The 21808-nt window shown below is 38.3% G+C and carries 21 protein-coding genes and 1 riboswitch; of the genes, 7 read left to right on the top strand and 14 right to left on the bottom strand.

The features are described from left to right. Positions 1-8: 8 nt before the first annotated feature. A complete protein-coding gene (locus AC1DFT_RS13215) occupies positions 9-800 on the top strand; it encodes a putative hydro-lyase (protein ID WP_478159222.1) in 792 nt (263 codons plus the stop codon). A 66-nt stretch (positions 801-866) separates the two neighbouring features. Here the strand turns inward: AC1DFT_RS13215 and gltC are convergent, their stop codons facing one another. Next, positions 867-1769, bottom strand: a complete 903-nt coding sequence (gene gltC / locus AC1DFT_RS13210) for a glutamate biosynthesis transcriptional regulator GltC (protein ID WP_478159221.1) — start codon at positions 1767-1769, stop codon at positions 867-869. Between the two features lie 120 nt (positions 1770-1889). Between gltC and gltB the strand changes: the two genes are divergently transcribed. From gltB to hisF, 4 genes are all read left to right on the top strand, one after another. Then, on the top strand, positions 1890-6428 hold the full coding sequence (gene gltB, locus AC1DFT_RS13205; protein WP_478159220.1) for a glutamate synthase large subunit: 4539 nt from the start codon (positions 1890-1892) through the stop codon (positions 6426-6428). A 15-nt stretch (positions 6429-6443) separates the two neighbouring features. Further along, positions 6444-7925: a glutamate synthase small subunit gene (gene gltD / locus AC1DFT_RS13200; RefSeq protein ID WP_478159219.1), complete on the top strand. Its 1482-nt coding sequence runs from the start codon at positions 6444-6446 to the stop codon at positions 7923-7925. 95 nt (positions 7926-8020) lie between these two features. Further along, positions 8021-8620, top strand: coding sequence for an imidazole glycerol phosphate synthase subunit HisH (hisH, locus tag AC1DFT_RS13195; RefSeq protein ID WP_478159218.1), 600 nt, complete (start codon positions 8021-8023; stop codon positions 8618-8620). 12 nt (positions 8621-8632) lie between these two features. Further along, a complete protein-coding gene (gene hisF / locus AC1DFT_RS13190) occupies positions 8633-9406 on the top strand; it encodes an imidazole glycerol phosphate synthase subunit HisF (RefSeq protein ID WP_478159217.1) in 774 nt (257 codons plus the stop codon). 76 nt (positions 9407-9482) lie between these two features. Here the strand turns inward: hisF and AC1DFT_RS13185 are convergent, their stop codons facing one another. Next, complete coding sequence (locus AC1DFT_RS13185; RefSeq protein WP_478159216.1) at positions 9483-9614, bottom strand: YjcZ family sporulation protein; 132 nt, start codon at positions 9612-9614, stop codon at positions 9483-9485. A 137-nt stretch (positions 9615-9751) separates the two neighbouring features. After that, positions 9752-10378: a sporulation-specific diadenylate cyclase CdaS gene (gene cdaS, locus AC1DFT_RS13180; RefSeq protein ID WP_478159215.1), complete on the bottom strand. Its 627-nt coding sequence runs from the start codon at positions 10376-10378 to the stop codon at positions 9752-9754. Positions 10379-10516: 138 nt separating this feature from the next. Here cdaS and AC1DFT_RS13175 point away from each other — a divergent pair, with 138 nt between their 5' ends. Next, complete coding sequence (locus AC1DFT_RS13175) at positions 10517-10912, top strand: SRPBCC family protein (RefSeq protein WP_478159214.1); 396 nt, start codon at positions 10517-10519, stop codon at positions 10910-10912. A 44-nt stretch (positions 10913-10956) separates the two neighbouring features. Here AC1DFT_RS13175 and AC1DFT_RS13170 read toward each other — a convergent pair whose 3' ends face one another. The 10 genes from AC1DFT_RS13170 to AC1DFT_RS13125 all read right to left on the bottom strand — a co-directional run bounded on the left by AC1DFT_RS13170 (position 10957) and on the right by AC1DFT_RS13125 (position 19316). Next, entirely contained in the window at positions 10957-11616 is a 660-nt protein-coding gene (locus tag AC1DFT_RS13170) for an HAD family hydrolase (RefSeq protein ID WP_478159213.1), read from the bottom strand. 114 nt (positions 11617-11730) lie between these two features. After that, entirely contained in the window at positions 11731-12366 is a 636-nt protein-coding gene (locus AC1DFT_RS13165; RefSeq protein ID WP_478159212.1) for a spore coat protein, read from the bottom strand. 92 nt (positions 12367-12458) lie between these two features. Beyond that, positions 12459-12905 (bottom strand): branched-chain amino acid aminotransferase, encoded by a 447-nt coding sequence (locus tag AC1DFT_RS13160; protein WP_478159211.1) that lies wholly within the window; start codon positions 12903-12905, stop codon positions 12459-12461. After that, entirely contained in the window at positions 12902-13468 is a 567-nt protein-coding gene (locus AC1DFT_RS13155; protein ID WP_478159210.1) for an SLOG family protein, read from the bottom strand. Before AC1DFT_RS13155 ends, AC1DFT_RS13160 begins: the two co-directional genes overlap by 4 nt. Positions 13469-13594: 126 nt before the next feature. Then, positions 13595-14785: a CaiB/BaiF CoA transferase family protein gene (locus tag AC1DFT_RS13150; RefSeq protein ID WP_478159209.1), complete on the bottom strand. Its 1191-nt coding sequence runs from the start codon at positions 14783-14785 to the stop codon at positions 13595-13597. Between the two features lie 27 nt (positions 14786-14812). Then, positions 14813-15946 (bottom strand): alpha-hydroxy acid oxidase, encoded by a 1134-nt coding sequence (locus AC1DFT_RS13145; RefSeq protein ID WP_478159208.1) that lies wholly within the window; start codon positions 15944-15946, stop codon positions 14813-14815. A gap of 12 nt (positions 15947-15958) precedes the next feature. Beyond that, complete coding sequence (locus tag AC1DFT_RS13140) at positions 15959-16735, bottom strand: enoyl-CoA hydratase/isomerase family protein (RefSeq protein WP_478159207.1); 777 nt, start codon at positions 16733-16735, stop codon at positions 15959-15961. Positions 16736-16749: 14 nt separating this feature from the next. After that, a complete protein-coding gene (locus AC1DFT_RS13135; RefSeq protein WP_478159206.1) occupies positions 16750-17421 on the bottom strand; it encodes a methionine ABC transporter permease in 672 nt (223 codons plus the stop codon). After that, on the bottom strand, positions 17418-18437 hold the full coding sequence (locus tag AC1DFT_RS13130; RefSeq protein WP_478159205.1) for a methionine ABC transporter ATP-binding protein: 1020 nt from the start codon (positions 18435-18437) through the stop codon (positions 17418-17420). Before AC1DFT_RS13130 ends, AC1DFT_RS13135 begins: the two co-directional genes overlap by 4 nt. A gap of 57 nt (positions 18438-18494) precedes the next feature. Then, the gene (locus AC1DFT_RS13125; RefSeq protein WP_478159204.1) at positions 18495-19316 is read right to left on the bottom strand and encodes a MetQ/NlpA family ABC transporter substrate-binding protein; all 822 of its coding nucleotides are present in this window, start codon (positions 19314-19316) and stop codon (positions 18495-18497) included. Positions 19317-19410: 94 nt separating this feature from the next. Beyond that, positions 19411-19524: riboswitch (SAM riboswitch) on the bottom strand. Between the two features lie 148 nt (positions 19525-19672). On the opposite strand from AC1DFT_RS13125, the gene AC1DFT_RS13120 reads away from it, so the two are divergent. Continuing rightward, positions 19673-20179: a PPC domain-containing DNA-binding protein gene (locus AC1DFT_RS13120; RefSeq protein ID WP_478159203.1), complete on the top strand. Its 507-nt coding sequence runs from the start codon at positions 19673-19675 to the stop codon at positions 20177-20179. Between the two features lie 425 nt (positions 20180-20604). Here the strand turns inward: AC1DFT_RS13120 and AC1DFT_RS13115 are convergent, their stop codons facing one another. Next, on the bottom strand, positions 20605-21768 hold the full coding sequence (locus AC1DFT_RS13115) for an aminotransferase class I/II-fold pyridoxal phosphate-dependent enzyme (RefSeq protein ID WP_478159202.1): 1164 nt from the start codon (positions 21766-21768) through the stop codon (positions 20605-20607). Between the last annotated feature and the right edge of the window lie 40 nt (positions 21769-21808).

Raw genomic sequence — 21808 nt, 5'->3', positions numbered from 1 at the left:
TCAATAAGATGGGGAATTATGAAACAATGTCGCCAAATGACTTGCGTGCGCGAATTCGTGCTGGAGAAATCATCGGCCCAACAGCAGGAATGGCGAAAGGTTATACACAAGCGAATTTAGCTATATTAAAGAAAGAACATGCATTTGACTTTCTATTATTTTGTCAGCGAAATCCAAAATCTTGCCCATTAGTGGATGTAACAGAGATAGGCTCCTATACGCCAAGTTTAATTGGAAATGAAGCGGATATTCGAACGGATATTCCTAAATACCGTATTTATAAAGATGGAGAATTTACTGAAGAGATAACGGATATTAAAGAATATTGGGAAGACGATATGGTCGCATTTTTAATTGGCTGCAGTTTTACATTCGAAACTCCTTTACTTGAAGCGGGGATCCCGATTCGACATATCGAGGAAAATTGTAATGTGCCAATGTATAAAACAAATATTGCGTGTGAAAAAGCAGGGGTTTTTGAAGGGCCAACTGTAGTGAGTATGCGTCCGATGTCTCATGAGGATGCAATTCGTGCAATTCAAATTACTTCTCGATTCCCAGGGGTGCACGGGGCTCCAATACATATTGGAAATCCGGCTCAGATTGGAATATCGGATATTGATAAACCGGATTTTGGAGATACAGTAACGATTAAAGAAGGGGAAATCCCTGTATTTTGGGCTTGCGGGGTTACACCACAAGCGGTTGCGATGCAAAGTAAGCCTGCTATTATGATTACGCATGCACCTGGTTGTATGTTCATTAGTGATCTGAAGGATGAAAAATTGAGTGTTTTATAATCGAATTTTTTCTCAGAAGATAAATAAAAGACAGGGAATCGTGAAATTCGCGATTTCCTGTCTTTTTCATTGATACTGACCAAGTACCGCAAAAAATCGGATGACAAATTGGTGGAACACTTTTTCTGATGGCGATAAATCCCTCGTTGCAGGACTAATAATGCCAACTGTTCTCCTGATAATCGGCGTTTCAATAGGAAGTTTAACTGTAAAACGTGGTGTTGCATCATAAAAAGAACTTTCTGGAAGTAAGCTAACCCCCATTCCTGCTGCAACCAATCCTTTAATCGCATCCATATCTTCCCCTTCCGAAGAAGTGTTCGGTGTAAAGCCGACAGAATGACAAGCCTCTAGTGCAATTTTACGTAAAACATAACCTTCCGGAAATAAAATGAAATCATCATCCATTAAATCTTTTAAATGAATTTTCTCACGTTTGGAAAGTAGATGTGTAGAAGGTAAAAGCGCCGAAAAGTTTTCGGTAAATAAAATGGATGTGTTAATGGAATGATCCTTTGGTGGAAGTGGCCCTAAAAAAGCAAGATTCAGCTCCCTATTTTTCACAGCATCAATCAAATAATGATAAGAACCTTGCCGTAAATGGAATGCGACATGCGGATACTCTTTTTTAAATGCGGAAATGACAGTAGGTAGAAAATGGCCGGCTAAACTTGTAGGGAAGCCGATTTTAATCGTACCTGTATCCGGATCTAAATATTCCTCAATTTGCTTTTTGGCATAATCGATTGCTTGTAATGCGGAAATACTATGTTCCAAAAAAATCTTCCCAATTGGCGTCAGCTTCACATTTCTTCCAACACGCTCGAAAAGTTGTACTCCCAGTTCATCTTCTAAATTGGCGATTTGTCTGCTGACAGCTGATTGTGCCACATGCAAATGTACTGCTGCTTCTGAAATATGTTCCCGTTCTGCTACCTCGATAAAGTACCTCAATTGGCGTATTTCCATCGTTTCCTCCTAACCTATCTAAAATGTAGATGATTTATATCCAAATTATATATTGTTTGTATTAGTTTGAAAACATACAATATTCCTAAGATAGTTTTTTTAAAAGATGGAGGGATTCACATGACATTTCATCAAATACCGAAAGCACAAGGCATGTACGATCCAGCGTTTGAACATGACGCATGCGGGATAGGTTTATATGCACATATAAAAGGAAAACAAACACATGATATTGTCAAAAAAGGACTAGAAATGTTATGCAGGCTAGACCACCGTGCTGGACGAGGAAGCGATGGTCAAACAGGAGATGGTGCTGGGCTTATGGTTCAAATCCCAGATGTTTATTTTCGTGTTGTTTGTAACAAATGGAATTTGCCGAAAAGTGGGGCATACGGCGTAGGAATGCTATTTTTTACAAATAACACGGAAGAACGCCAAGCAATTGAGCAAAAGATAAACGAGACTATTGCAGCGGAAGGGCAAGAACTGATCGGCTGGAGAACTGTCCCGATTAATGCAGAATGCTTAAGCGAAAAAGCAAGAGAAACAGTGCCAGTTGTTCGCCAAGTATTTATCAGATCAGAAGGACTCAAATCAACGGACTCACTTGCATTTGAACGCAAATTATACATCATAAGAAAGCAAGTGGAGCACTGGGCGCACCAACAAGAGAAGAAATTTTATTGTGCAAGTCTTTCTAGCCAAACAATTGTTTATAAAGGATTGCTCACACCGAAAGAAGTGGATCTATTTTACGTAGACCTACAAGATGAGCTATTTACATCTGCCTTTTCATTAGTACATTCTCGCTATAGTACCAACACTTTTCCAAGCTGGGAAAGGGCCCATCCAAACCGATACATCGTCCACAACGGGGAAATTAATACATTACGTGGAAATATAAACTGGATGAAAGCTCGTGAACAACAGTTTGTGTCCGAAGCATTTGGAGCAGATCTTCCTAAATTATTACCAATCATTGATACAAACGGAAGTGACTCTTCCATGCTCGATAACGCTTTTGAGTTTTTTGTACTTGCCGGTAGAACACCTGCGCATACGGCGATGATGTTAATACCAGAGCCTTGGACAGAAAACCCGCATATTAGTGAAGAGAAAGAAGCTTTCTATGCATATCACAGTAGTTTAATGGAGCCGTGGGATGGACCAACTGCAATTTCATTTACAGATGGCAAACAAATTGGAGCCATTTTAGACCGCAATGGTTTACGTCCAGCGCGCTACTATGTAACAAAAGATGATTATATAATTTTCTCTTCGGAAGTAGGAGTAGTGGATGTAGAAGAAGAGAATATTTTATTGAAAGAGCGTTTAAGCCCTGGAAAAATGTTACTTATCGATTTGGAACAAGGTCGTATTATTTCAGATGAAGAAATTAAGTCCCAGATGGCAAATGCATTACCATATGAAGAGTGGCTAAACGACCACTTAGTAAAAATTACTTGGGAAAATGAAAAGCCAGAGCAAATAGAAAATCTTTTATTCAAACAAAAAGTATTCGGATACACCTATGAAGATATTCAAAAATATATCGTTCCCATTGCATTAGATGGCAAAGACCCAATTGGTTCAATGGGTAGTGATACACCGCTTGCCGTTTTATCGGATCGACCACAATCATTATTCAATTATTTTAAACAATTATTTGCGCAAGTGACGAATCCCCCAATCGATTCCATACGTGAGCATATTGTTACGTCTACGATGACATTACTGGGAGCAGAAGGAGATTTATTACATCCAACTGAAAACAATAGTAAGCGGATATTTCTAGATACACCAATTTTAACGAATAGCCAGTTTAAACAACTGACAAAAATGACATCAACACATTTTCAAAGCGGAACAATTTATTTAGAAATGACAGAAGACTTAGAAAATGATTTGACCAATATTAGTAAACAAGCAGATGAATATATAGCAAGTGGAAAAACTTTACTCATTCTGACCGACCGACATTTAGAAGCCAATCAAACAACTATACCTGTATTACTTGCGGCAAGTAGCCTTCACCAACATTTACTGCGAACAGGAAATCGAACGAAAGTAAGTATCATCGTCGAGTCTGGTGAAGTAAGAGAAGTGCATCAATTTGCTGCCCTAATCGGTTTCGGTGTAGATGCGATTAACCCTTATCTTGCCTATGCGACGATTGCAGAAGCAATAAAAATGGGACGTATTGACACAAGCTACGAAGAAGCCGTAAAAAAATATAGTAAAGGTATAGCCGATGGTGTCGTCAAAGTCATGTCCAAAATGGGGATATCGACTGTGCAAAGTTACCGTGGTGCACAGGTTTTTGAAGCAGTAGGCATTAGTAAAGAAGTAATCGATCGCTATTTCACTGGAACTGCATCACAAATCGGAGGAATCAATTTAGAAACGATTGCCGAAGAAGCAAATAAACGCCATCAAGAAGCACTAAATTCCAAGGGGACATCTTTAGATTCAGGTAGTGATTTCCAGTGGAGAAGCACAGGGGAGCATCATGCCTTTAATCCGAAAACGATTCATACACTTCAGTGGGCTACTCGAAAAGGAGATTTCGGTTTATATAGACAATATGCCGAAATGGCAAATGAAGAACGCATCGGATTTTTACGTAATTTATGGACGTTCAAACAAGGCATTAAACGAATCCCACTAGAACAAGTAGAGTCAGTGGATTCCATTGTCAAACGCTTTAAAACCGGTGCAATGTCATTCGGTTCACTTAGCAAAGAAGCACATGAAACACTTGCTATAGCCATGAACCGGATTGGTGGCAAAAGTAATAGTGGAGAAGGCGGTGAGCATCCAAGCCGCTATGACCTAGATGCAAATGGTGATAATCGTCGAAGTGCGATCAAACAAATTGCTTCCGGTCGATTTGGTGTAAAAAGCCATTATTTAGTGCAAGCAGATGAACTGCAGATAAAAATGGCGCAAGGGGCAAAACCTGGGGAAGGCGGTCAGTTACCTGGCAATAAAGTATATCCATGGGTAGCGGATGTTCGTGGTTCTACAACTGGAGTTGGATTAATATCTCCACCTCCGCATCATGATATTTATTCGATTGAAGATATGGCGCAATTAATCCATGACTTAAAAAATGCTAATAGAACGGCTCGTATCAGTGTAAAACTAGTCGCAAAATCTGGTGTTGGTACAATTGCAGCTGGTGTGGCAAAGGGTGCGGCAGATGTCATTGTTATTAGTGGCTACGACGGAGGAACTGGGGCATCTCCGAAAACGAGCATTAAGCATACGGGGCTTCCTTGGGAGCTTGGCCTTGCTGAAGCCCATCAAACATTAATGCTCAATGGACTTCGTGATCGAGTCAGACTTGAGACAGACGGGAAATTGATGACAGGTAAAGACGTAGTGATGGCTGCGCTGCTCGGTGCAGAAGAATATGGTTTTGCAACCGCTCCATTAATCGTTTTAGGGTGTGTGATGATGCGGGCTTGTCATTTAGATACTTGTCCAGTAGGTATTGCTACTCAAAATCCAGCGCTACGGGATAAATTTACCGGAACTGCGGATTATGTCGTCAACTTTATGAAATTCGTAGCAGAAGAAGTACGTGAATATATGGCATTACTTGGATTTAGAACGATAGAAGAGATGGTAGGACGCACGGACGTACTAGAAGTGAGTGATCGTGCTAAAGTACATTGGAAAGCAAAACACTTGGATTTAACGGCACTTCTTTATCAACCAGAAGGACCGCGAACCTTTAAAACAATTCAAAACCATAAAATTGAACAATCTTTTGACTTAACAAAACTATTACCGAAAGTAGAACATGCCATTTTAAACCAATCAAAAGTGGAGTTGAGTTATCCAATTGCAAATACGGACCGTGTAGTAGGTACGGTGATTGGTAGCGAAATCTCTAAGCTATATGGGGCTAGTGGATTAGCGGATGATTCCATTATACTCAGGTTTACGGGTAGTGCCGGTCAGAGTTTCGGCGCTTTTGTACCAAAAGGGATGTCGATGTATGTTACAGGAGATGTAAATGATTACTTTGGTAAAGGTTTATCTGGTGGGAAACTGATTGTGTCGGCACCTATAAAAGGAGTCGCGGAAGGTAATGTGATTGCTGGAAATGTTGCATTATACGGTGCAACAAGTGGAACTGCATTTATTAATGGACGTGCTGGGGAGCGCTTTGCAGTTCGAAATAGTGGGGTTGATGTAGTCGTAGAAGGCATTGGTGATCATGGTTGTGAATATATGACTGGTGGCCGCGCCATTATACTAGGGGATGTAGGGAAAAACTTCGCAGCAGGGATGTCAGGCGGAGTTGCGTATGTACTTGTTGATGACTTGGACGGATTAAAAGAAAAATGCAATATGGAAATGATCGCGTTGGAACGAGTAGAATTATCAGAAGAAAGGCATTCCATTCGTCAATTAATAATGGATCATTATTATTACACAAAAAGCACCAAAGCAATGAACATACTTGATAAATGGGATGTCGTAGCTCAACAAATAGTAAAAGTAGTGCCGAATGATTATAAGAAAATGCTCGATAAAATTGCTGAATTTAAACGGAATGGTTTAACCGATGATGCAGCATCGATGCAAGCATTTTTAGCCACTTCTGTTAAGGAAGAAAAGAAGCCACTTACACTAGTAAAAAAATAAGAGGGGGGAATACAAATGGGTAAACCTACTGGATTTATGGATTATAATCGAGAAAAAGGAAAGGAGGAAGCCCCCCTTAAACGTATTAAAAACTGGGGGGAGTATGCCTCCAAGTTAACAGACGAGGCACTTCAAACACAAGGGGCAAGATGTATGGATTGCGGTACGCCTTTTTGTCATATGGGGATTGAAATACGAGGCGCAACTGCAGGGTGTCCGATTAATAACTTAATCCCAGAGTGGAATGATTTGGTATATAAAGGGAAATGGCAAGAAGCACTAGAAAGGCTATCGATGACCAATAATTTCCCTGAATTTACTGGTCGGGTTTGTCCAGCTCCTTGTGAAGGATCGTGTACACTAGCTATTTCAGATCCGGCAGTTTCTATCAAAAATATTGAACGGACAATTATTGATAAAGGATTTGAAAATGGTTGGGTAGTACCTAGAATTCCAAATCAGCGTACAGGGAAAAAAATCGCTATCGTAGGCTCAGGACCTGCTGGACTTGCAAGTGCCGATGACTTAAACCAAGCTGGTCACTCCGTCACTGTCTATGAGCGTGCGGACCGCGCTGGAGGGTTACTTACTTACGGGATACCGAACATGAAGCTCGAAAAAGAAGTGGTGGAACGTCGGATTCAGTTGCTAGAGCAAGAAGGAATCGATTTTGTCTTAAATACAGAAATCGGTAAAGACATTTCAGCACAACAATTAAAAGAACAATTCGATGCGATCATTTTATGTATTGGCGCACAAAAACAACGAGCGCTTCATATGGAAGGGAGCACTTCAAACGGTGTTCATCTGGCAATGGATTATTTAACGACAACAACAAAAAGTTTATTAGATTCTAATTTTAAAGACGGACAGTATATTGATACGAAAGGAAAAGACGTCATCGTAATTGGTGGTGGAGACACAGGTGCCGATTGCGTTGCTACAGCAATTCGTCAAAAATGTAAATCAGTTGTCCAGTTCGGGAAACACCCACAATTACCTGTTTCCAGGGCGGATGATAATTTATGGCCTACTGATCCAACTATTTATAAATTAGAATATGCTTATGAAGAAGCAGAAGCGAAATATGGCAAAGATCCTCGTGAATATTTGATCCAAACGACGAAAATGGTCCCGGATGCAAAAGGTAATTTGAAAGAGCTTCATACGATTCAAATGGAAAAAATACTGGGTGAGGATGGCTATCATTTTTTCCGAGAAGTTCCTGGTACTGAAAAAGTGTGGCCAGCACAATTTGTGTTTGTAGCGATTGGATTCGAAGGTCCAGAACTAACACTACCAACCCAATTCGGTGTAAACATTGTGAACAAAAAAATTGCCGCTTCCACAAAGGATTACGCGACGAATGTGGAAGGCATATTTACTGCAGGAGACGCAAGAAAAGGGCAAAGTCTTATCGTTTGGGCGATAAAAGAAGGGCAGGAAGTAGCGAAAAAAGTGGATGCCTACGTCAGTAAACAACCAGTCATTTCATAATGACTGGTTTATTCTATTAGCAGACTAAAGTTTTTCTGTTTTTTTTGCTCTATTGGTGGCATAATAAAAGAATACTAAACAGTGGAGGCAAAACGATGATTGGCATAATCGATTATGGAGCAGGAAATTTACATAGTGTATTAAAAGCGATCGACCGTTTAGAATATGAAACAAAGCTTATTACTAAATCGAGCGATCATGATGAGGCGATAACAAAGCTAATATTACCAGGGGTTGGAAATGCAAAAGTTGCCATGGACGTGTTGAATGAAACCGGCTTGAGTGACTATATAAAAGAAGAGGTTTCAAAAGGAATGCCACTTTTAGGCATTTGTTTAGGCATGCAACTTCTTTTGGAAACAAGTGAAGAGGGAAATGTAGAATGTTTAGGCTTGATCAAAGGAAGTGTCCCTTTATTTAAAGAAACGTTCGAAAAAGTACCTCATATGGGTTGGAACCAAGTAAAAGATGTCCAAAATCATTTCTTGTTTCATCATATTCCTCAAGATGCAGACTTTTACTTTGTACATTCTTTCTATGCCAATGCTACAGAGGAAAAGGATGTGTTAGGAGTTACTAATTACGGATTCGATTTTGCTAGCGTTATTGGGAACGAACAAGTAATGGGTGTGCAGTTCCACCCAGAAAAAAGCGGTAAACATGGCATTCAATTATTAGAAAATTACTGTAAATAAGGAGTAATCTATATGCTTAGAAAAAGAATCGTTCCAGCAATCGATGTGTTGAATGATAAAGCAGTAAAATATGTACAATTTCGTAATCCAACGATTATTGGAGATCCTGCAGAATTGGGTAAAAAATATACAGAAGACGGAGCAGATGAATTAATCTATCTAGACACTACTGCTTCACTTAAAAGCCAAGACTTGAAAATCGACTGGATTCGAAAGGTTGCAGAACAAGTATATATTCCGTTTTCGGTCATTGGTGGGGTACGAACAATCGATGATTTTAAACGTTTACTTCGTGCCGGTGCAGATAAAGTTGGTGTAAACTCCGCAGCAGTAGCTAGACCGGAGCTTCTTCGAGAAGCCGCTGAAATTTACGGGAAACAATGTGTCGTTTTAGGATTAGATGCCATGCCTATATATAATGATGAGGAAGAAATAATTAGATGGGAAGTTTATACACATTCCGGTCATGAAAAAACAGGGATGGACGTCGTTGAATGGGCACAGCAAGCAACAGAACTTGGTGCTGGGGAAATCATCTGTACTAGTATTCATAAAGATGGTATGAAAAATGGCTACGATATCGAGCTCATTAAATTACTTTCCGAAAAAGTAAATGTGCCGATTATTGCTTCTGGGGGGGCTGGAGAACTTGCGCATATTGAGGAAGTTTTTACAGAAGGTCATGCGGATGCAGCACTTGTAGCTTCGATGATTCATTACGGAGATTACACAATTTCGGAGATTAAAGCATACTTACAAGAAAAACATATTAATATACGAATTTAAAAAAATATAAAAAGCGAAAGGGCGGATGTTTTAAGTCCGCCCTTTACTATTTCAAATGAATATACAATGATGCTTTTTATGCAAGAAAAGTTGCACCTACGATAATAAGAAGAATAAACAGTACAACAATCAATACAAAACTTGAGCCAGCGCCACCATAGCCACCTTCATATCCAGCACCGTAGCCACCACCATATCCATAGCTCATAACTTTCACCTCCTACGTTGAAATGAAGGATAAAAGAATTCATCCCTCCTGTTATGATATGTAATAAATAGGAACGGACCTAGACTAATGCGTTAATGATAACGAAAATGATAAAACTAATATGGATGACAATGGGATTAAAGGATTGCAGAGCTAGTTGTAATAATAGGGTGAAGCTCTCCGTTTAAAGCAAAAGAAACCTTGCCCGTCTCTTCTGAAACAACTAATACGAGTGCATCACATCTTTCGGATAATCCTATAGCAGCACGATGGCGAGTACCAAGTTTTTTTTCTCCTACAAATATGCTCGACAAAGGAAGAACATTTGCTGCAGATAGAATTTGGTTACTGCGGATTAAAATGGCACCATCATGAAGAGGATTTCCTGGATAGAAAATGGTTTCTAACAATGAATGTGTTAACCTTGCGCCCATTGGAGTACCAGAGCGAATAATAGTATCTACGGGGTCTTCTCTTTCGATTACAATTAAAGCACCATGCCTTTGATTAGAAAGATGCTGTAGAGCAGTCGAGATATCTAAGTACATATCAGTGAATGGGGACAAATAACAGTTTAAATAAAAAGAAGCTGCCATGGCTTCCGCTTTTTCAAAATGTTCTTTAATAGTGGCTAGTTTGCCTAACAGACAAAAATTATCTTCTGTTAACGTTTTTAATCCGATATCAACTTCCATTGATACTTTTTTAAGTTCTTTTATTAATTGTTCCTTGAGTGGAGAAAAATCGCAATTACTTCTTTCCATGCAGATCGCCTCATTCCAATTGTGATACAATTTTTAATTATATTTTACCCAATTGTAAGCACTTCATTCCGGTGATAAATCAAGCTTATATATGATAAACTAAACAGTGTAACTAAATCGGATAAAGAGGTTAAAAAAATGAAAAATAGTGAAGATAAAAGTTCCATTTTCATTGATATGGATAGAAGTATTGTTTGGGATGCCATTATTGACGAAAACCAACTTTCTAAGTGGTATGCACCGGGTTCGTTTTGGAAAATGCCGAAGCAGTCAGTTGGAGAAAAAGCCTATTTTACGTTAATGCCTAGTGTTCATAATAATTTATCAGAAAAAGTACAAATGACATTAACAATCACCAAAGTAACCACTTATCAAGCGCTTTCTTTTTATTTAGACTCACAGCAATCGCTCCTATCTTTTGCGCTAGAAGAGGAAGGCGATGGAACGAGAGTAACAATAAATTCGAAGGGCTATGAAATGTCTCTAGCTAATCTAAAAGCTTTACTAAACGGTGAAGAGCTGCCTTATACGTAGGATTAAGAAAAAAGCATCGTGCTTAGCCCGATGCTTCTTTTGTGTTAAATAATCTCCCAACCACGCTCTTCTGCAATTACCTTCAGTTTTTCTTCCGGATTTACTGCAACTGGATTTCCAACAAGTTCTAGCACTGGCAAGTCTGAAAAGCTATCTCCGTATGCGTAACTATTTTCCCAATCAATTGGTTGTCCTTCAAGTGCCTTTAATATATTCACTGTTTTTCGTGTGCCATTTATATGTTTGATAACAGTTTGGGTATCGACTTTATTGTTCTTATAGGAAATTTCTGTACCGATAATTTGGTCAAAAGAAATTCCTACTGTAACTTGATGCAAAAACTGCCTATAAGCACCAGAAACAAGCAGTATATGTATATTTTCAGCTTGGTGGTTTTGAAGTCTAGTCAAAACTGCTGGATTGAAATCTTGTTGAACGGGTTTCGTTAGTTCTTCAAAATAAGTGACCATTTCTTTTTCGGTTATTCCATCAAAAGCTTCTATGTATAGTTGCATCGAACGTTCTTTCATTTTGGCATCTGGATATAGTTTCAATTTATTGGCGATATAAGGAGGTAGGATGGATCGGTAAAAGCGTTTATATTTTGTTCCGTATTTGGGGTGTTTTTTCAAATGATTCATTAACAGCCTGAATGTTTCCTCCGCATATAGTGTTCCGTCAAAGTCAAAAATTGCAACTCGCATTCCATTCACCTTTTCTTTCCTTTGTATGTCATTGATATCCATTATAGCGTAAATGGAAAGGGAAACAATGGATAATAAAAACTCATCCCTACTGCAAATAGGGATGAGTCAGTATTATTGTACTTGGTTGTTCGTCGGTCCTTGAGCAGGAGCGTATGAATTAAGTATACCTTGCATGTCTTGCTGTGTTAACTGTGGAACTTGATAGTAATGATGCTTGTTTTGATAAATAGCAAGTTCATATGCCATTTCAATACAGTTAGGAATGGAATCTGCAAGTACACGTCTGACAACTGGGTTCGTTGTTTCTAAAGCAGCGGCTGTTTTAGCCGTTGCAGAAGCTTTTGCAGCACCGAGTAAATAGCCAGAAATCATTTCGTCTGTAATATCATTTGGTCCTTGCATCGGTTTTTTTGGTTGTGAAGGCTTCATCCCATAAATAAAATCATTGCCACCTTGCATTTTATAGCTAGAAGTAGGATGAGAAGGATCTTTACCCGTTTTGAAACATTCTACTGTAATATTATATTCATCCATTGCAAATGCATATTGACGATTTAAAATATCAAGTAGTTCTTGATCTTGTACATGGGGGCGAAGGATTGTTTTCAAGTTTAAGCCTGAAATAGCTGTTGATAATACTTCATGCACATCGAATAATTCATGACCACCATGATTTAGTTGGGCTGGAACATTTCCAGTTTGCATATTTTGATGCGTTTGACCTTGGTCAAATGAGTTTTGATTCATTCAAATTTTCCTCCTATAGAAAATGTATTGGGACATCCTCTATAGTTTGGTCAATTTGGTGGGTGATATGCAGAACTGTTTATGTAAATTAATTAAATTTCGATTGCTTCCACTAATGAAGTGATGAATGATTGTAGAAATTGATAGGCTTCTTCCATCGTAAAGCTCTCGCTAAATTGATCGATGTAATCTAATGGCAGATTTATTTCCCATAAGCCTTCATCACCAGCGAACATCATGCTATAATTCATTTTCTCACTGTTATAATGTTCGTTTAAGTAAGCCTCAATTTTAGGTGCAAATTTTTTCTGAAACGAAAGCCCGAACATAGCAGTGTATACTTCAAATACTTCGTMGTATTCTATTACTAGACCATCCACTTTTAATGCATTCAAATCTTCTGCTTGTAAAAAGACATATTCATTTTTCTTTTCTTTCAAATGAGATAGGGGAGTATTCAAAAACTCCATCGAATCTTTTGATACCAGTTCTTCCGTTTCTTTATCATATCTTTCACATACTACATTTTGTTTACTCATATAAAATCATTCCTCGTTTCTTCTGCAATTTCTTCGGCAATCGTTTGAAGGTCATAGGCATCTATCGTAATAAGTGTATAATTTTCCTTCTCCATATATGTTTGCGCTAATTTTTTTATAAACTTTGGAGAGCCTTCGTTTTCCTCGTCGTAAACAATAAGTATACCATCGGAATTGCGAAGTAAAAATTTATTTTTTTCGATGAACTGCCAAGGTGCCTCGTAGGGTCTTTTCGTTAAGCTTGTTTGATAATCGGCTTGAGATAATAAACTTCTATATCTTTCTTGTTTCTGCTCATTCCAATTTTTTTCTTGTTCTAAAAAGGGAGTGATGATGGCGTACTTTAATGAAGGAAATTCTTCTTTCAACTCGAGGACGATTTCTGCCGTCCATGATTCAACCCCTTGCTGTCCACTAAGTATAACCCATTCCAATCCATCTTCGATCAAAAGAAGTAATCGATTTTTAATCGCTTGTTTAATAATTGAAATACCAGGATGCGTATCGTTAAATATGCCTAGTTCATGTGCTTTATAGCCCGTTACAACTAATCGTTTTACCATTTTTATTACCTTCTTTGTATAACATCTCTACTTTATCTTACCACTTTCATGTCAGCTTATAAAACTTCTACTTCATAAAAAAACGCCTACTCGGTTCGAGTAAACGTTTTTTGGAAAAATATTCATCTACGAAAGGACATGTTTCTTTTGGAAAGAGTCAATTTCTTCAACTGAATAACCAAGCTCTACTAATACTTCTTTATTATGTTGACCGAGAAGGGGGGCAGGGCTCTTAAATTGACCAGGTGTTTCTGAAAACTTAGCAGGGAAGCCTAATGTTTTCATCGCACCAGCAATTGGATGCTCATAATCTAAAACCATTTCCCTAGAAATAATATGTTCGTCAGCAAGTGTTTGATCATACGAATAAATAGGTCCAGATGGAATGCCGTTTTTGTCCAATAAATCTAACCAATAGGCTGAATCCTGTTTGCTTAACACTTTTTCCATTTCTATTTCTAGTTCATCTACATGTTGTGCCCGAATACTATTGGTTAAGAAACGCTCATCCCGGATCCATTCTGGTTTATCTACAACAGATAAACAAAATTTCTCCCAAAGTTTTTGGTTAGCCGCGCCAATAAGGATAAAACTATCTTTTGTTTTATAACCTTGATAAGGAGCAGAAACACGATGAGCAGTACCATTTCTACGAGGGACTTGGCCTTTTCCGAAATAGGCAGCAGCTTCCCAAACAGTCCAAGCAAGTCCAGAATCGACCAGCGAAACATCAATATATTGTCCAGTATTAGTTTTTAAACGGTGAATATAAGCAGCTAAAATCGATTGAATTGCCGTTTGTGCGGCCGCAATATCATGAATAGCGATACCAACTTTTACCGGTTTTCCTTCCCGTTCTCCTGTCATATCGATCATGCCAGATAGCCCTTGTGCCATAATATCAAATCMGCCTTTATTTTTATAAGGGCCAGTTTGACCATAACCTGAAATCGAACAATAAATGAGACTAGGGTTAATCGATTTTAGGGTCTCATAATCGATTCCAAGTTTTTTCGTAACACCTGGACGATAGTTTTCGATAAAAACATCTGCGTCTTTTATTAATTGATATAAAACCTGTAAACCTTCATCTGTTTTTAAGTTTAGACAAACTCCACGTTTATTGCGATTGACCATCATATACATATAGCTTTCTTCATTAATATATGGTCCCATTAATCTAGTATCATCACCAGCTGGAAACTTTTCTACTTTGACAACATCTGCTCCCATATCCCCAAGTACCATCGTGCAATATGGTCCGGCCAATACTTGAGATAGGTCAATCACTTTCATTCCTTTTAATGCCTGTTCCATCGTAAATAAACCACCTTTATTAAATCCTTAGCCTTTAACAACCTTTAACTTGTGAAGATCATCTACATGACTTACACCACTTAAAGAAATAGACACTTTTGTCTCCGATAGGAAACTTTCAAGTACTCGTTCTACTCCAGCTTGACCACCAGCTGCCAATCCCCATACAAATGGACGTCCTATGCATACTGCTGTTGCCCCAAGTGCTAAAGCTTTTAAAACATCTGAGCCACGACGAATACCGCTATCAAATAATACAGGAATTTTCCCGTCGACAGCTTCGACTATCTCAGAAAGTGCATCGATGCTTGCAATAACTCCATCTAACTGGCGACCACCGTGATTCGATACGATAATGCCGTCGATTCCTTTTTCGATTGCCAGTTTTGCATCTTCTGGATGCAGTATGCCTTTAATAAGAATAGGTAAAGAAGTCTGTTTTCGCAGCTCTGCAATAGCATCCCAATTCAATGTAGGGTGGTATAAATAATCTACGATACCATTAATAATCGACTCTTCCGATTGATCCGGAAGGGAAGCCATAAATACAGGATCCGTTACAAAATTGCCTTTAGCGATTCCTTTTTTAAGCGGAGAGAATTGGTTGCGCACGTCTTCTTCACGCCAACCGAGCATAACTGTATCAACGGTTACGACAATTGCTTTGTACCCGGCTTTCTCGGCTCTTTTTACGAAACTATAAGAGATTTCCTTGTTTTCGGACCAATATAATTGAAACCATTTTGTGCTTCCTTCAGTTGCTTCCGCAATTTCTTCTATTGAATAGCTAGATACAGTACTTTGAATATACGGGAAGTTATACTTCGCCGCAGCTTTTGATACAGCTATTTCACCCTCTTCATGCGCAATCTTGTTCATACCAACAGGTGCGATGAAAAGAGGGTGGGGGTATACTTGACCAAACAATGTGATTTCGGTATTCAATGTAGAAACATCGTTTAGAAATCTAGGTACGATAGAATATTTCCCAAATGATTCCGTATTTTTTCGAAGCGTTTCTTCTCCGCCAGCTGAAGAGCGTATGTATCCAAATGGACCTACATCTAATTTTTCTTTAGCGGCAAGTTCCAGTTCACTATAATTTATCGGATGTTTTTCGTTTGTACCAATATTTGTTAACAACAAATCTAAGTTAGTCATGCGAAGCCCTCCTTATGAAAAATTAGGTTTTCTTTTTTCTAAAAATGCTGCAATTCCTTCTTTATAATCCTCGGAACTAAAGGAATCTAAAATAAGTTGTTCGATTTCTTTCGTTTCTGCATTTTCTCCTTCGATAATCGATTGGATTACTTGTTTAATCCCATTGTTGGCAACGGAAGATTTACGAATTATTTGTCCGGCAAATTCTAAACACTTTTCTTCCATTTCTTCCATTGTATAAACGTAATCGATCAAACCGATTTCTTTTCCTTCTTCGGCACGGATTAACTTGGCTGTATATAATAATTCCTTCGCTTTTGATGGGCCGACTAAGTTAACTAAACGCTTGGTGCTTGTTAAATTGTAAATGATTCCGATATTAGCAGCCGTAATGCCAAGCTTACTACCAGCAGTTGCAAATCTAAAATCACAAGAGTTCGCAAGTTCTAAGCCACCGCCAATGGCAAGTGTTTTAATAAGAGCAATCGTAGGCTTTGGAAAACGATACAGTTTTTCAATTGATTCTAGCGTTGCATCATTATAATCTTTTGCCTTCTGAGCGGAAAAGCGATTTTCCAGAAACTCGGATATATCTGCGCCAGCTGAAAAAGCAGTTTCGTCGACACCTTTCAAGATTAATACTTTAATTTGTTGATCCAATTCCAATTCATCTAATATTTCACCTAACTGCTTAAACATCGCAAGTGAAAAAGAATTTTTCTTTTCTGCACGATTAATCACGAGGGTTGCAATAGATCCGTTACGTTTCACATATAAATAGTTCGACATATGGTAACCTCCAATTAGTCTTTCTTCAATCGAGCGGCAAGTCTGTTTCCAATGGACTGAATACTTTGAACAATGACGATTAATATAAAGACAGTGGCATACATCACATCGACTTCATAACGTAAATGTCCGAAACGATAAGCTACATCACCAAGACCACCAGCTCCAACCATACCAGCCATCGCAGTTGCTCCGATTAAACTAACTGTGGATATCGTTAGTCCTAAAATAATAGAAGGGCGTGCTTCACGTAATAGAACATGCCAAATAATCGATCTTGTTTTAATGCCCATTGCGGTATAAGCTTCAATTACACCATTTTCCACTTCGAGTAATGCGGACTCCATTAAACGAGCAATATACGGTGCCGTATAAATAACAAGAGGGACGATTACTCCTTTTACACCTATAGTCGTACCAACAATCATTTTTGTAAATGGTAGAATAAAAAATAGTAAAATGATAAATGGGATAGAACGAAGGATATTGATCACTAAGTTACTAATTTGATATAAAAACTTATTTTCCAAAGCCTGTCCAGGTCTTGTTAATACGATTAAAATTCCAAGTGGAATCCCTATTAATACAGCGAAAAACAAGGAAATTCCAACCATCTGAAACGTTTCAACAACCGACTTACCGATAACGGGTAGCCATTGATCTGTAAATGTCTCGAATCTACTCATGATTGTCCCTCCAAGTTCTCAATACCAACGCCATGTTCCTCTAAAAATGTTAACGCAGCATTTATTTGATCTTTTTCTCCCGTTAAATGAATAACGATGTTGCCAATGATGCCATTTTTCAATTCAATAATATTGGCTGTTAAAATATTTGGTTGCACATTAAACTTTTGACTTACTTCAGCAAGTAGCGGCTTACCGGCACTTTCCCCAACAAATGTTAAACGCGTCACGCTACCCGTCACATGTAGTTGTGAAATTAAAGCAGGGGATAGATTACGCTGACTAATTGTATTTAAAAACTTTTTCGTTGTAGGATGTGTAGGTTTGGTAAATAGTTGAATGGCATTATTTTGTTCTACGACATGCCCGTTTTCCATGACATATACATGATCACAAATTTTTTGTATAACATTCATCTCGTGTGTAATGAGCAATATCGTAATTCCTAAATCTCTATTTATTTTTAATAGAAGGTCTAAAATAGAATCTGTTGTTTCAGGATCAAGTGCACTTGTTGCTTCATCGCTTAATAATACTTCCGGTTCTTGTGCAAGTGCTCTTGCAATAGCAACACGTTGCTTTTGTCCACCGGATAGTTGACTTGGATAGCTTTTGTGTTTGTCTGCTAATCCAACGATCTCCAAATACTGTTCGGCTCTTTTTTGTACTTCMTCTTTATTATAGCCAAGAAGCTTTAACGGAATCGCAATATTGTCGTACACGGTAGCCGTTTTTAAGAGGTTGAATCCTTGGAAGATCATGCCGATTTTGTTGCGAGCTTGTCGTAATTTCGGAAGGGGAAGGGAAGTGGTTTCTACTCCATTTATATATACTTTTCCTTCTGTTGGTCTTTCCAGTAAATTGACACAGCGAATGAGTGTACTTTTCCCAGCGCCACTATAACCGATAACACCGTGAATTTCCCCTTTTTTCACATGAATGTTCACATTATTTACTGCTTTTACTTTTCCACTTTTACTATTGAATTCTTTTGAAATATTTTCGAGTACGATCATTTCTTTACTTCCTTTCTAAAGAAAACGTTACCGAAATCGGCAACGTTTCCAAAATCTTTACTCATCCCAGCTAGGTAATACAGAACCTTGAAACTCTTCTTCAATGAATTGTCTTACTTCTTCTGATTGATAAGCTTTCACAAATTTTTGAATCGTTGGGTCATTTTCATTTTCAGCACGAACAACAATATAGTTTACATAAGGTGAGTTTGATGACTCTAGTAAAATAGAATCTCCTTTTGGATTCATCCCAGCAGCAAGTGCGAAATTTGTATTGATAGCTGCAACGTCTACTTCACTTAATTGCTTTGGAATTTGTGCAGCTTCTAGCTCAATAAACTCTAGATTTTTTGGGTTTTCTTCAATGTCATATATAGAAGCAGTTTCTCTTTTATCTTCTTTAATTTTGATAATCCCATTTTCTTCTAAAATGTATAAAGCGCGTGCGCCATTTGTAGGGTCATTCGGTAAAGCAAAAGTGGCACCGTCTGGTATTTCATCAATCGATTTATATTTATCCGAGTACACGCCCATAGGGTTTAAAATAGTTTTTCCTACAGGGACTAAGTCTGTACCGTGATCATCGTTAAACGTATCCAAAAATGGACCATGTTGGTAGCTGTTTGCATCTAGATCGCCTTCAGATAATGCTGTGTTTGGAAGGATGTAATCGGAAAATGGTTTGATAACGATTTCTAGCCCATCTTTGGCAGCTACTTCTTTTGCCACTTCAACGATTTGTTCATGCGGACCGGCTGTTACACCAACCACTAATTTTTTCGTATCTAACGCTTTATCTCCACTACTAGAGTCATCACCACATGCAGCGAGTAGCCCAGTTAATAGTACGCCTGATAAAAATAATCCAAATTTTTTCATTGTAAATTCCTCCTAAATAATCATCAGGAAATTAGAATTAATATAAAAGCCTCTCTTCCAAAAGAAAGAGAGGCACAAAAATACAATCGGTCCTCTCTTATCTTCCAAAACAACATGTTTTGCAGGATTTAGCACCTTTCTAACATTCGAAAATGTAGATGGTTGCCGAGCTTCAACGGGCCAGTCCCTCAGCTACTCTTGATAAGAGATAAAACTATTAAATTATTCAGAAGTTCCATGCAATATAATTTACTACATCAACTTACTGAAGTCAACCTATTTTTTCTAGTTGAAATATTCTGCCTGTATACATTAAAGTTATTAACAATAAATAAACATACAAGGATGATGAAAAAATGCCAGTAGTAAGGATCAATTATGCAACCGGGCAGCTTGGGAAAACAATAGCGGCTAGATTAGTATACGGAACAGATTTACTAGAAGGGATCGAACAATTGTGTGCGGAAAACAATATTGAATACGCAACGATTATCAGTTGTTTTGGTAGTTTTCAGCGAAGTGGATTTGTCTATTTAGTACCGAATGAAACATCTATTATTGGAGTTGGCTATAATGATTTGATTAGAAAAGAAGGTCCAATTGAATTTTTGCAAGGCACTGGAGTAGTTTGTAAAAGAGAAGGAGCGTACGAAACGCATTTTCACGGGTCAATCTGTGACCAAAATGGCAACGTTTTTGGAGGTCATTTTATCAAAGGTGAAAACCCGGTTATAACAGTGGACCTAGTACTAGCAGAAGTTGCTGGTATGGAATTCCATCGTAAGTTTGATCCAGAAACAGGGGCCAATCAATTTTATCCAGTGGAGGCTAATGCAACTGAACCAAGAAGAATCGAGAAATAAGAAAGAGGGTGATTCCAAGATGATTTTTTGGAGGATCCCTTTTTTATTTGGTACGTGAAATAGGGATAATGTGTCGTAAATTACTTGCTTACCAATGCAGACCCGCTAAAAAACAAAGTATTTTCCAGTTTAACACATGCTAGGATCCAGTAAATGGCATAGGGCAACAAACCAATCATTGAAAGCAACTAATTCTTGTTTGAAAGCAACCAAATCAACACGAGAGCAATTAAATTGCCGGCGAAAGCAACCAATTTTTAAAATAGCTCTTTACTTGAAGTGAGACGCCGATGATTGTTAATCAATTTTTAAAAATGTTGCGCATATCCACGTCAAAGTTGTGGGTTAAGGAGAACGAGTGAAAACCACTCTGAGGTCAACAAAAAGGCTGTCCAAAAGTAATACTTTCGAGACAGCCATATTTCCTAAAACAACTCTAGTTTTGCAATTCGATCAACAGCTTCTACTAATCGTTCTTCATCCACTAACAAACCAACACGGACGTAGCCTTCGCCAAATGTACCGAAGCCATTACCAGCAGCAACTGCAACATCGGCTTTAGCTAGTAGTAAATCTGCGAACTCTTCACTTGTATACCCTTTGGCAACAGGCAACCATGCAAAGAAGGAGCCTTTTGGTGCTTTTACATCCCAACCAATTTTCGAACACGCTTCGACTAATGCATTCCTTCTACCTTCGTACAATGAAACCAATTCATCTACGCATTGTTGACTTTCATTAAGCGCGGCTGCCGCTGCAGATTGAACAGCAGGGAAGAGGCTTACGAATAAATGATCTTGTATAATATTAATCGCTTCAATCATTTTGGCATTTCCAACTGCGAATCCAACACGCCAACCTGCCATATTATAAGTTTTCGAAAGTGTATACATTTCCACTCCGACTTCTTTAGCACCTTCTACTTCCAGGAAGCTTACTGGTTTTACACCATCGAATCCTACTGCCCCATATGCAAAATCATGCACAATAGCAATCTCCGACTCTTTTGCTAGTAAGACAGTCTCTTCAAAAAACTCTTTTGTTGCGGTAGCGCCTGTCGGGTTATTTGGATAATTTAAATACATTAATTTTGCAGCTTGTTTTTGTTCTGTCGTTAACTTGCTGTAATCTGGTAAATATTCATTTTCCTCCAGCAGAGGCATCGTATCAAATCGAACATTTGCAAGACCCGCGCCGGACAAATAATCCGGATAACCTGGATCAGGTAGCAACATCAATTCTTGTTCGTTCATCATCGCAAGGGGTAATTCTACTAATCCTATTTTTGTTCCGAACATAATGGCTACTTCTGTATGAGGATCTATGTCGACATTATATTCTCGTTTATAAAAGTCAGCCGCTGCTTGTTTTAAATCATTTGTCCCTCTAAAAGGGGAATATCTATGTGACCCCGGGTTAGCAGCCGCTTCTTGTAGTGCTTTCACAATATGTTCTGGAGTCGGTTGATCTGGATTTCCTTGTCCCAGATTGATGACATCTCTTCCTTCTGCAACAGCGGTTGTTACTTTTTGAACAAGTGACGCAAAAAATTGTGTTGGTAGATTTTTTAATCGATTTGAAAAGTCCATGTACATTACCTCTTTTTTCTTAATAGTTGCATATATTAGT

The sequence above is a fragment of the Psychrobacillus sp. 05T411 genome, assembly GCF_056396485.1.
Note: the sequence above shows the minus strand (reverse complement) of the source record. Positions and strands in the feature narration are given on the sequence as shown.